This is a genomic window from Paenarthrobacter sp. OM7 (assembly GCF_029873575.1).
Classification (GTDB): domain Bacteria; phylum Actinomycetota; class Actinomycetes; order Actinomycetales; family Micrococcaceae; genus Arthrobacter.
Genome location: NZ_CP123579.1, coordinates 3,516,769 through 3,529,090 on the forward strand (window position 1 = coordinate 3,516,769; position 12,322 = coordinate 3,529,090).

Consider the following 12,322-nt stretch of genomic DNA (forward strand, 5'->3'; position numbering starts at 1 on the left):
GTCGGTCCGGTTGGCAGACGTAGGGTCAGGAACCCAAGGCTCCCCACTTATCGAAGGGGAAGACGAGCCAATCCACACGGCCCGTAATGTCCCCCCGGTGAACAGTTCTGACGCAGTCGGGAGGGGCCGCGGGGTTTCTGCATGCTGAGACGGAATCTTCCGAAACAGAGCGGTGATCCCCCAGCAGCAAATACTGCCCCTCACTGAGGATAAGTGGCGCAAAGCAGCGCGGTGACTCTACCGCCGTCGAGCAGTCAAGAGATCCCGCGTGGAGGGGGAAATCCTGATGAATGTACGGTTCACTGATGGCAACCCCGTTGACCTTGACCGCGCCAGCGGCATCACAGCATTCAACGGTGTCACCGGGCACCCCGATGATCCGCTTGACCAAGTACTCGGTGTTGCCAGGGCCAATGCCGGTCAGTTCACCAAACCAGCCCACGCTGGTGCGCAGGAAGCTGCGGTCAGGCGCGGGCCCCCAGCCCGGCGGTTTGCGGAAGACAACCACGTCCCCGCGTTCAGGCACTGAAGCGAAGTACGCAGTCCGGTTCACCAGCACCCGGTCGCCGACGTTGAGGGTCTGCTCCATGGAGCCGGTGGGCACGTGATGGATCTTCACCAGGAAGCCTTGGACGAGTGCCACGAGGATCAAGGCCAGCAGCGCATGGCTCCACGGCGAACGAAGCAATCGACGACGCCTGCTGGCAGCTTTCGCAGTATCGGGACCCATTGTTATGGGGCCGGGAAGCGAACGAGCAGGCCGGCATCCGCGAGAGTTGAAAGAATCCCCACCACTGCTTGTTCGAGCTTCTGCTCAGGTGGAGCACCAAACTGGCGCTCCACCTCCCGTGCAAGCGAAGCAAAATCACGGCCCACACAGAGCGACTTCCAGACCAGCGGCCCCACTCCATCAAGGACGTGGACAGTTCGGTTGGCGTCCAGGACGGCGGTCAGCCCACCGGCTTCCACGGCGTCCAGCACCGGGGCAGGTAGATATGACTCCGGCGCCAGGGGACTCACCACGCCCGTGGTTTCCCCTGTGGGCAGGACGGCCTCCCACGCCTCAGGCGGCTCCCACGCCATCAGCTCAGGGACGAGGGGCAGGACCTCAAAGGCCTCACTGTAGGTGACCCGCCGAATCGCGCCGCAACGGTCGACGTGCGATGCAATGGTTTGGAGCGGTTTGTCCATGTCGGCCAGATAGCTGATCTCCGGGACGATCTCGACCAGGGCTTCGCATAACCCCAACGTCTCAATCCGGGGCGCACCGGAATAACCATCGCGCCGGGAAACCAGCACCAGCCCGGCAAGGGCAAGGGACGCAGCGGGCAGCTCACCAAGACCCAGGACAGAAGGGGCCAGTTGCTTTTTGTACGCCTCGCCGGGCTGGATGACGGACAGAGGCTTCCGGTAGGGATGCACTGTACCGTCGGCCTCGATGCCTACGGTTTCATCGGTGACGTAGCCATATTTGGCACCGAGGTGCCGGGCCAAGGTGGTCTTGCCCCTCCCGGACGGACCAATGAACGCCAGCACCTGACCGGAGGGGTGCGCGATTCCGGCGGCGTGCAGCATCAGCAGGCGGCCGCGTTGTGCCTCGATAGCTGCCAATGTTGTGTGGGTGGAAAGCTCCGCTACGGAACCTGGGAGCCCGTCGTCGTCCGGGAAAGCCCAGAGAAGCTCGGCGACAATATCCCTAACAACCGGGATCGCTTCCTGTTCAGGCATGGCATCAGACCAAGGCCCGTGGAGTTTTTCGAAGCGCGCTTCATCAAACTGTTGTCTCGAAAAATCGAATCGAATCCTGACTAAACCGCCCAGCGCATTGACCAGGATCTCATCAGTCTGCATTTCCTCCACCTAAGATCAGCCGGCCATACCAACCGAAAAGGGATTACCGTTGGAGGCCTTCAAATACCCTAATCCGCATTCCCGGAACGCACGAAAACGCGCCAGCCTTCCGACTGACGCGCATTCGCCTGAAATGTTCTTCGAAAAGGCCCTAGAGGAGACCCGCACCGACGGGAACGGAGATTTCGCTCGTGGCAGTAAGGGTGCGGCCACCAATAACCACGGTGACCGTGACGGGGAATGTTGCCAAAGCGCTGATACCAATTCCAGTGCTGACACCCGCAAGGCCGAAGACGATGGGAAGGTTCAGCGTGCCATTGCTGGCGACGGTGACGGGAACGTTGTTGGTCCACGTCGTAGCCGGGAAGCCGTACTGTCCAATAATGGGGGCCGACTGGTAGACGGCAGTGCGCTGTCCGGCGGTAGTGAGGGTGCCGTCGAAGGAGTACACGCCAAAGCCGCGAGCCCGGCCAACGCTGATGTTGATGCCGGCAGGGCGGGCAACAGACACTGTCACCGCGGCAGTCTCCGTCACGGCACCCGGACCGTTGGTGAAGGTCAGGGTGGTGGGAACGGTGACCAGGGCCGTGGCCGTGAGCGTTCCGCCGCCGTCCAGCAGGGCGAGGGAAAGGAGTGAAGTGGAGGAGGCCGTGAAGGCAAGGCTCAAAGTGTTCACGGACGCTACGGCAGCCGGGGCGGCCACGGCAGCGGCGATAACCGGCACGGACCAGGCGGCACCCTTGACTACGGCGCGGCGGGAGTGCGGCTTTGAAACGGTGACTTCGTCGCTCATTGTTCTTCTCTCAACTCGGAATGAAAACCATCGGTTGGAATCCAGCACATGCCGAGTTCCCCCATCAGGGATAGACATTACCCACGTGTTTTTGCCGGAAAGTCCAGATCTGGCCCGCGCCCGAAGTTTTGTCGCTCAACGGTTCAAGGTCTGCGCGGAACGTCCTCTGTGCCCGCCACAAACGTGAATCTTCACGGCTGGGAAGCGTCGACGCCCCGGCGTTCCCTGAGATCCCGCGGCCCGCAACCATACAGCTCATCCAACGCCCTGCGCAGGGCGGCCGTTGTACCGAATCCGGTCTGCTCGGCAATTTGTTGGACGCTGAGGACGTCATAGCGGGCATCCGTGAGCAGCGTTCGTGCCAACCTGCCGCGCTGCCTGCGAATCTCCGCGGCAATGGAGTTTCCCACCTCCGCGAACGCGGCCTGCACCCGCCGCAATGACGACTGGACAGCCTTGGCCACGGCCTCGGGATTAAGCTCCCGGTCAGCGCATCGCTGGGCAATTACCGCCATGGCCTGGTCCCTAAGCACCGACGTCAAGGACGTGGAATCCCAGGAAACTCCACAGTGATCCAGCAGGAGGCTGCCCGTCAGTTCAAGCAGGATCTGCTCGGTGGCGTACAGCTCAATGGCAGAACCGTGCCGGGCAGGCTGATTCAGGATGGCCCCGATGAAGGCCTCAGCAGCAGCATCGAGCCGGGAGCGGACGGGGGTGACGGTTACGCTGTCCAGTGCATGGGGGACGAAAGTCTCCGCCGCGCTTCTCTGGATCCGGATCCGTTTAGCGTCCGCGTCCCCGACGAATGGCGAGGGCAGGCCCCTGCCGCCAGGGACAACAACAACAACCGATTCGCCGCCCGGGAGGTGCGTCCCTGAGTGGGGATCCCGGATAAGGCCGGACGCGACGAAATAAATGTCCACGGTGTCGTCATGTCCCGTGGCATCGGGGGCAGTGAAATCGCCCGAAAGTGAGCTAATGGTCAGCTCACCAAAAACGCATTCGGCATGCCTCTGAAGACCGTGTTGATCCTGCGCGAAGTACACCGCTCCCATTTGGAGAAAGTCAGTATCCTGCATTTGTCATAAACCCCCCATCCCACCGCGAGGTGGGTATCCCCTTTAGGTCAGCACGTTACGATACTTACAACGCAGTGCAAGAACTGCGTTCTTTTTGTGTCGACGTGTCGACGCCACACAGCATCAGGGGGACCAATTTCATGGAGCTCACGGACTATTGGAAGGTCCTGCGGGCACACTGGATTTCAGTGATTGCCATTACCGTGTTGGGTGGAATAGTCGCATTCGGCTGGACTTTGACCCAGACCAAGGTCTTCAGCGCCGATGCCAGCGGCATCATTTCGGTAGGCGTCAATAAAGATCTTGGTACGGCCATGGCCGGCGAGAGCTACTCCAAGTCCCGCGCAAAGTCCTACTTGGACGTCGCGAAATCCCGGTCCGTGGCGGAAACCGTCATCCAGGACCTCAAGCTCCAAGGCACCACTCCTGAGCAACTGATCAGCCGTATTTCGGCCCAGAACCCGCAGGACACCGCCACCCTCAAATTCTCCGCACAGGCCAGCAGCCCGGAGGATGCCCGCGACCTGGCCGAGGCCTGGGTCCGGGCCGTCGGGGAGCAGGTTGCCGAGCTTGAAAAGGGCAGCAACAGCAGTGAGACGTCCATCGTCAGTTTCCGCTCGCTGGACGCCGCACAGCTCCCCACCACTCCGACATCCCCCAATACCAGGCTCGCGCTGATGATTGGCGTCGTCGCCGGCCTGCTGCTGGCGATCGGGTACGCACTGCTGAGGAATATCTTCGACCGGCGCGTCCGTTCTGCAGTCCAGCTCGAAGCCGAGACCGGCGTCGCCGTCATTGGAACCATTCCGTTCCACAACAATTTCGACGGCGTCAACCGCCTCGTGTTGTCCCGCGGCGGTAACGATCTTGAGAACAAGAACCATCAGGACTACGCCGTAGCCGAGGCCATCCGTGAACTGCGGACCAACCTCCAGTTCATGGACGTGGACGAGCCGCCCCGCATCATCGTTGTCACCTCTGCCCTCCCGGGTGAAGGAAAGACCACCGTGGTGGCCAACCTTGCCCAGACCATCGCGGCATCCGGGCAGCGCGTTGTTGTGGTGGACGGCGACCTCCGCCGCCCCACCGTGGCCAAGACGTTCGGGCTGCTGACCAACGTAGGGCTCACAGATGTCCTCATCGGCAGGGCCACCCTCAACGACGTCCTGCAGCCCTGGGGCGAAAGCGGCGACCTCTTTGTGCTCGGCGCCGGCTCTGTACCTCCCAACCCCAGCGAACTTCTGGGGTCCAACGTCATGCGGGCCCTACTTGAGGACATTGCCAAGCACGCGATCGTCCTGGTGGACGCCCCACCGCTGTTGCCCGTCACCGACGCAGCGATCCTCACCGCCCGCACCGACGGAGCCCTGGTAGTCAGCCGCGCAGGCAAGACCACCTACGACCAACTGAAGCGTGCCCTGCAGAACCTCGAACGCGTCAAGGGCAGGCCCCTGGGTCTGATCATCAACGGCGTTTCCCGCAAATCCTCCAAGGGCGAGGACTACGGCTACCAGTACTACACGTACTACAACCGCAAGGACACCGGTGAGGAAGCGGCCAAGGCCAACCACGTTCCCGCCACGGAATCGACTCCCGTGGCCGCGACAGAGCAGGTCCAGCTGACCGACCAGCGCCGTGGCCGCCGCCGCGAAAGTACGAACGCCCTGTGAGCCTGACCAACCAAGGTGCCCATCCGTCGTCGTCCATTCTGACCGTCTGCACCGGCAACATCTGCCGGTCGCCGCTGGCCGAGCAACTGATCCGCGCCCAGCTCCATGACAACGGCCTCAGCAGCCTTCAGGTGGTGAGTGCAGGCCTGCATGCTGCGGAAGGGGCGCCCATGGAGCCTCTTCCCGCTGCCCTGTCCAGGGAGTACGGCGGCACCCCGGATGGCTCGGTGGGCCGGCAGATCTCGGCCGGGGTTGTCGAGGCGGCCGGCCTGGTGCTGACCATGACCCGCAAGCAGCGCGACGAACTGGTGAAGAAGTATCCGGGTGCCGCGCAGCGCGCGTTCACCATGGCCGAGTTCGCCCGCGCAGCAGCTAAGGTACCTGCCGGCGAAGGCATGGCAGCTCCGGCCGCCGCCAGCTGGGCATCGGTAACAGGCGCAGTGACGAACACCCCCTTGGCCGGTCTGGTCAGCCGAACGGCAGCCATCCGGTCCACCGCCGAACTCCGCGACGAGGACGATATCCCGGACCCCATCAACGCCAGCGAGGCCGTGCACCGCGACGTTGCCCAGCGCATTGCCGGGCACTGCAAGGACGTCGCCGACATCCTGCGGAAGCACCTCTAAGCAATAGCCGTCGCAAGCCTCTTCATCACCGCGAGGCCCAGCAAGGCGCCCAGGGTGTTCGCCACAACATCCGACAACGCTGTGACGCGCCCCGGAACCACCAGCTGCACCGTTTCGATCAATGCCGACGATCCGACGGCGAGCAGCCCCGCCGCCCACCAGTTCCACAGCGCGGGCCGGAGGAGGCGGAGAAACGCCCCGAACGGGATGAACAGGACAATGTTGGCAGCGAACTCCACGCCCACTGCGGCGGCACCGAACGGCAGGCCGAGCAGCGAAAGCCACCCGGCGATGACCCCCACAAACCCAGTGACGGTGCTGGCTTCACGCGCCGGCAGGAAGACCACCAAGGCCAACGCCACCAGATACGCGCCGAACATGACCTGGATCCAACGACGGGCGACCTTGGGGTAAACCACCAGCAACCTCCTCCAGCGTGTGCGTGCCTGCAGCCATCAACTATAGGGGCGAGCCGCCTGTGCCCTTGATTTGTCAGGATTCCTAGCGGCCTGCTCTGCTCTTTGGGCGTGTTTTCGGCGTATGCTCTCCTCAGCGCAGGCAAGGCGCGTTGTTCGCTTTTGGTGGGGCCACTTTCGAAGGCAGGGGTTCAGTGGCAGGAGTGAAGCACGGGGTTCTTCCGATGCGCTCGTCAGCACGGCACGGTTGGCCGCTTTTTCTAGTGCCCGTGGCGTTGTGTTTGGTGCTGCTGGCCGTCGGACTGGCAAGCGGGACAGGAACGCCCACAGCGCAACTTGCCGGCGACTTGGCGATCCTCCTAGCGTCGCTCACCGCACTGGCCACCCATGCTCTGGCAGCCCGACGACGGAAAGACAACTCCGCGGGCCGCTGGTTCATCGTGGCAGGCCTGGCCGTGTGGAGCGCCGGGCAAATTGTGTGGACATTCAACGGCATCACCCTGAACCACCAGTACCCCTTCCCGTCCTTCGCGGACATTGGCTTTGTTTGGTACGCACTGCCCACCTCCATTGGCCTGATCCTGCTGCTGAGGGGCCAGGGGCTGCGTCTTCCTCTTCGCCGCACCATCCTGGACGCCGGAGTAGTGGCGAGCTCCACGTTCTTCATTGCGTGGAGCTCTGTACTGGGTCCCTTGGCTGGAGCCACGAACCAGGACGCTTTCGCGCAGATCACGCAGATGGCCTACCCCATCGCGGACGTTTTTATGGTCTCGGTGGTCATTGTGCTGACCATGCGCGCAGCCCGCGGACGCAGATTGCCGTGGCTGAGCATGGGTCTTGGTTTCTGGATCCTCGCCATCACCGACCTGACGTATATGAGTTTCACCCTCCAAGGCATCACAGGTGTCACAGGATCTCCGTTGGCCCTGGGATGGGTGCTCGCCTTCCTTTTGGTGGGACTCAGCCCCCTGCTTCCGGAAGCCGGAAGTACCCGCAAGGACGGGCGGGCCTATGCCGCAGCCCTTGAACTGCTCCCCTACGTGCCCGTGTTCAGTGCAGTGTTCTTCTCCCGCAGCCGACCGATTGGGGCGGATCCCATCCTGCTGGTCACCGGGCTGGTGGTGGTGGTCTTCGTGATCGTGCGGCAGGTGCTGATCGTCGTCGAGAATGTGACACTGACACGGGACCTTGAATCGAAGGTGGCCGAACGGACGGCCCAGCTTGAAGGACTGGGGGCTATCGTCAATTCCTCCGGCGATGCCATCATCGGCGAAACACCCGAGGGCGTTATCACCAGCTGGAACCCCGGGGCGGAGCGAATCTTCGGCTACCCGGCGTCGGAAGCCATCGGCAGGAAAGGCGATTTCTTTGTCCCGGCCCACCTGCTGGAGAAGGAACGGCAAGTTTTGGAATCGACCGCCCGGAGCGGTGAAGTGCAGAACTATGAAACTGAACGCACACGCGGCGACGGCGCCACCATCCCCGTCTCGGTAACCCTGTCCCCCGTCCGCGGCGAGGGCGGCATCAGCGGCGTCGCCACCATCTCCCGCGACATCACCGAGCGCAAGGCTGCCGAAGTGGAACTGCTCGCGGCACGTGAGGCGGCGCTGGAAGCGAGCAGGCTCAAGTCCGAGTTCCTGGCCACCATGAGCCACGAGATCCGCACTCCCCTCAATGCTGTGATCGGGCTGACCTCACTGATGATGGACACGCCGCTCAGCGAGGGCCAGAGGCAGTACGCGCAGGGCGTCAAAGGCGCCGGCGAGGTTTTGCTGACCCTGATCAACGACATCCTGGACTTCTCCAAACTGGAGGCAGGGAAAGTGGACCTGGACGTCAACGCCTTCGACCCCCGGTCTTTGGTGGACGAGGTGGCCGGGTTGGTTGCGGAGGCGGCCCAGGGCAAGAATCTGGAACTCATCTCTTACTGCCACCCCGACGTACCGGCACGCCTGATGGGCGACGCCGGACGCATCCGGCAGATCCTGCTGAACCTGTCCTCCAACGCGGTCAAGTTCACCCCCGCCGGCGAAGTCGAGATCCAGATTTCCATGATCAGCCGGGATGCAGACAACGCCTCCCTGCGGTTCGAAGTCAGGGATACCGGCATTGGAATCAGCGCCGAGGACCATCACCGCTTGTTCGAATCTTTTGCCCAAGCCGACGCTTCCACTACCCGTCGGTACGGAGGCACGGGGCTGGGCCTGGCCATCTCCCGGCGCCTCACCGAAGTCATGGGTGGGAGGATCGGACTGGAAAGCGAGCCGGGAACGGGCAGCAAATTCTGGTTCGTCCTGGACCTTCCCATTGGCCCGGACGCTTCCGACACAGGGACCTTGCCGGCTACGCTCGTCGGCCGCAGGGTCCTGGTGGTGGACGACAATGCCACCAACCGCCTGGTGCTGGAAAAGCAATTGGCCAGTTGGGGCATGCAGCCGGTGGCCGTTGCTGACGCCACCTCCGCCATGGAGGAGTACCGCACAGCCGTGTTAACACAACACCCCTATGACATCGCCGTGGTGGACATGTGCATGCCCGAAACCGACGGCTTGGAACTGGCACGCCAGATCAAGGGCGAGAGTCATGGCTCCGGGTCGCCTGCGATCATCCTGCTGACTTCCACCATGCAGGTGGAGAGGGTGGATCTTGTCAGCGCAGGAATCCGCGAATACCTCACAAAACCCGTGCGAAGCTCAGAGTTCTACAACCGCCTCCTGCGCCTGATGGCCACCCGGACTGTGGGATCACCTGCGCAGCCCGTGCAGTTGGATGCAGCTGCGTTGGCCGAACCGGTGCCACGGCTGGGCAAACTCCTGGTGGCCGAGGACAACGAGGTCAACCAGTTGGTAGCCCGCGGGATGGCCAACAGGCTGGGTTACGACGTTGACATTGTGGACGACGGCGCCAAAGCAGTGACCGCAGCCCTGTCCGGAAGGTACGCGGCCGTTCTGATGGACTGCCACATGCCCGTGATGGACGGCTTCGACGCCACCCGGGCCATCCGTGCCCGGAACGGCCACGCAGCCCGCATTCCCATCATCGCCATGACCGCAGGAGCGCTGGACGAGGACCGCGAGCGCTGCTTCGCCGCCGGCATGGACGACTACCTCAGCAAGCCCGTGGACCTCGCCAAGCTCGCCGCTGTGCTGACGCGCTGGGTTCCGGAACAAGAGCAAACATCGACGGCGGTGGGCGGCTCTGTGCCCGGAGCGGCGGTGGGCGTCGCGGAGGTGCCGGCGGGCGTCGAACGTATGCCGGCGGCAGCATCGGCGTCGAATGTTGGCGTTGAGGACGCCGCTGTTCCCGACGCTGTGGTTCTTGACGCTGACCGGCTGCAGATCCTCCGCGAGCTTGGGCCGGCAGACGGCCTGGGGCTCTTGCCCGACGCTATCCGGGCTTTCCGGCAGGACGCTCAAACCACTCTGGAAGCACTGCGTACCGCGCTGGGGGCGGGGCAAGCCGCTGCCGTGCAAGCGGCCGCACATAAACTCGCCGGTGCGGCCTCCAACATCGGAGCAGCCGGCGCCGCGGTGCTGTGCAAGGATCTGGAGCGGTTCGGCCGCGAGGCGGGACCGGACCTGGCTTCAATCGGCATGCCGGTGCTCACGCAATTGCAGTCAGAACTCGAGCAGGTGGACGTTGCCCTCGAACGCACTCTCCAAGGAGCTTCATGAAAGTCCTGATCGCCGACGACGACCAGATCTCCCGGATGATCACCAAGGTCGCCGTCGAGCAGTCCGGCCATGAGTGCATCGTGGCGGAGGATGGCGACTCGGCCTGGCAGCTGTACCAGGAGCACGGCCCCGAAGCCGTAGTTACGGACCTCATGATGCCCGGCCTCAACGGGCTGGACCTCTGCCGCGCCATCCGCGCGTCCGAGGAGGACAGCTACACGTACATCATCCTGGTGACCTCGCACGGTTCCCGGAAGGATGTGCTGGCAGGCATGGAGGCCGGTGCGGACGACTACGTCACCAAGCCCTTGGACCCCTTTAGCCTTCACATCAGGCTCCTGGCTGCCCAGCGGATCACATCCTTGCACGCAGACCTTGCACGCTACCGATCGGCGCTGACCGAGCAGGCGCGCACTGACCCCCTCACCAAGCTGCACAACCGTCTGAAACTCACGGAAGACCTGGGCCTCCTGCACAGCCTCGACGATCACGATTACTGCCTTGCGATGGTGGACGTGGACAACTTCAAGAGCTATAACGACATATACGGGCACCAGGCCGGTGATGCCGCGCTGGTGGCGATCGCAACAACCCTTGCCCGCGAAGTCCGGAAAGCCGACGCCGTCTACCGCTTTGGTGGCGAAGAGTTCCTCTTGGTCCTGCAAGACCAGTCCCCTGCCACCGCCGCTTCCGTCATGGAACGTGTCCGGTCCGCGGTCCATGACCTGCGGATCGCGCACTCCGGAGATCCGGACGGTGTCCTTACCATCAGCGCCGGAGTCTCGGCCTTCACGGACGGGCACCGGGCAGGCAGCGAGCAACTCCTCCGGGAAGCAGACCTCGCCCTCTACGCGGCAAAGGCCTCCGGCCGAAACCGGGTGACTCTGGCCGATGCCCTCGCGGGATGATCAGACAGGATGGTAGCTGGGTGACGATGGCCATAAGGCGTGGTCCTCGTCAATAGTCAGCATGTTCCTGTCTGAATGGTGTTGTTCTGGTTGATGTTGCCGGTTCCGGGTGCGATGTAAATATTCCCGGCTGCACACGCCCTGTTGTTCGTGGCTACGACGTTCGTGATCGGGCCGTGGCCGTCAAAGTCGCCGATGTGGATAGCGTCGTAGCTGCCGTCGGGGAACGCGTGACCGGCTTTCAGGTCGTGGATGTAGTTACCAGTCAAGCTCACCCCGTTGACCGCGCCGGTCCCGTCGTCGTAGTAGCCGGTGCGGATACCGTACGGCGCCCCATAAAACTCGTTATCGGCGATTTTCACGTTGTAGATGGAATGGTTACCGACGGCCAGTTGCATGCTGCTGCCCCGGTGTCCGCCCCGGACTTTGTTCCCAATGTAGTCAATGTCGTGGGTGGTTCCGTTGATGGTATGCGCGACGAGGCCGTCGTCGCCGTCGGTTCCAACGCGTTGGTCGATGGTGTTCCTGATGACATCGCCGAACGATGAGTCCAGGACATGGATGCCGTCGAGTTGGTTGTATTTGCCGCTCGTTGCGACGATCGTGGTGCTGTTCTTCACACAGAACTTGGTGGTCCCGACAGCGACGATAGAGTACGTGAAGGGGTTCCTGACGTGCACCCCATCCACGAGGTTGTTGGAGCCGCCCCGGATATCAACGACATACTCGTCCAGACGCCCGCTCATGTTGACACTCGCTGGGAGGGTATTTCCTGAATGGTCCGCTGTGAGGTTCGTGATCGTGGTGTTCGTCGCCCTGTTGGTGGTGACGATGGGATAGCCACCTGACGGCCCCTTTGTGGACAGGAACTTTGGTCCAGCCTTGAGAACCGTGCCGGGGCCCTCGCCCTGAAGTTTGACGTTGTTCGCCATCCGGAGTTTGCCGTTGATGATGTATGTCCCGGCTACGAGTTTGACCACACCGCCGCCAGCTGCCCCTGCTGCGTTGATGCGGTTCTGTATGGCGCTCGTGTCGTCCCCCGCGTCATTGACGGTGGTGGTGACGTTGTAGGCCGTGGTTGCGTTGCTACCCGTCGCTCCGCTCTTCGTGCATACCGCTACCGCACTGGTGGCTGTGGACGTTCCTGAAGCTGAAGGTACCTGGCTGGGGGTGGCTGGCGGCGTGTTCTCAGCGGGAGCAGCGGAGACCCCACCCAATGTGAGTAAAGCGGCTGCGGCTGCAACCACCAAAGCTGACCACCGCCGTCGTAACTGCGCCAAAATGCGGCGTATCGACAGTCCCGAA

General features: G+C 63.0%; 10 protein-coding genes. 4 read left to right on the plus strand and 6 right to left on the minus strand.

The window, feature by feature from the left end:
* Positions 1–25: 25 nt before the first annotated feature.
* The 4 genes from lepB to QEH68_RS16200 all read right to left on the minus strand — a co-directional run bounded on the left by lepB (position 26) and on the right by QEH68_RS16200 (position 3,723).
* Positions 26–730: a signal peptidase I gene (lepB, locus tag QEH68_RS16185; RefSeq protein WP_280623406.1), complete on the minus strand. Its 705-nt coding sequence runs from the start codon at positions 728–730 to the stop codon at positions 26–28.
* 2 nt (positions 731–732) lie between these two features.
* Entirely contained in the window at positions 733–1,851 is a 1,119-nt protein-coding gene (locus QEH68_RS16190; protein WP_280623407.1) for a PqqD family peptide modification chaperone, read from the minus strand.
* Positions 1,852–2,002: 151 nt separating this feature from the next.
* Positions 2,003–2,644, minus strand: coding sequence for a hypothetical protein (locus QEH68_RS16195; RefSeq protein WP_280623408.1), 642 nt, complete (start codon positions 2,642–2,644; stop codon positions 2,003–2,005).
* A 191-nt stretch (positions 2,645–2,835) separates the two neighbouring features.
* Positions 2,836–3,723, minus strand: coding sequence for a helix-turn-helix domain-containing protein (locus QEH68_RS16200; RefSeq protein ID WP_280623409.1), 888 nt, complete (start codon positions 3,721–3,723; stop codon positions 2,836–2,838).
* 140 nt (positions 3,724–3,863) lie between these two features.
* Between QEH68_RS16200 and QEH68_RS16205 the strand changes: the two genes are divergently transcribed.
* The gene (locus tag QEH68_RS16205) at positions 3,864–5,393 is read left to right on the plus strand and encodes a polysaccharide biosynthesis tyrosine autokinase (RefSeq protein ID WP_280623410.1); all 1,530 of its coding nucleotides are present in this window, start codon (positions 3,864–3,866) and stop codon (positions 5,391–5,393) included.
* On the plus strand, positions 5,390–6,019 hold the full coding sequence (locus QEH68_RS16210) for a hypothetical protein (protein WP_280623411.1): 630 nt from the start codon (positions 5,390–5,392) through the stop codon (positions 6,017–6,019). The genes QEH68_RS16205 and QEH68_RS16210 overlap by 4 nt, the downstream gene beginning before the upstream one ends.
* Here the strand turns inward: QEH68_RS16210 and QEH68_RS16215 are convergent.
* Positions 6,016–6,438, minus strand: a complete 423-nt coding sequence (locus QEH68_RS16215; protein WP_280623412.1) for a VanZ family protein — start codon at positions 6,436–6,438, stop codon at positions 6,016–6,018. The genes QEH68_RS16210 and QEH68_RS16215 overlap by 4 nt on opposite strands.
* A gap of 221 nt (positions 6,439–6,659) precedes the next feature.
* Between QEH68_RS16215 and QEH68_RS16220 the strand changes: the two genes are divergently transcribed.
* Together QEH68_RS16220 and QEH68_RS16225 are read left to right on the plus strand one after the other, a co-directional pair.
* Entirely contained in the window at positions 6,660–10,109 is a 3,450-nt protein-coding gene (locus tag QEH68_RS16220) for a response regulator (RefSeq protein ID WP_280623413.1), read from the plus strand.
* Positions 10,106–11,017 (plus strand): diguanylate cyclase, encoded by a 912-nt coding sequence (locus tag QEH68_RS16225; protein WP_280623414.1) that lies wholly within the window; start codon positions 10,106–10,108, stop codon positions 11,015–11,017. Before QEH68_RS16220 ends, QEH68_RS16225 begins: the two co-directional genes overlap by 4 nt.
* 56 nt (positions 11,018–11,073) lie before the next feature.
* Here the strand turns inward: QEH68_RS16225 and QEH68_RS16230 are convergent, their stop codons facing one another.
* Positions 11,074–12,264, minus strand: coding sequence for a hypothetical protein (locus QEH68_RS16230; RefSeq protein WP_280623415.1), 1,191 nt, complete (start codon positions 12,262–12,264; stop codon positions 11,074–11,076).
* Positions 12,265–12,322 lie beyond the last annotated feature (58 nt).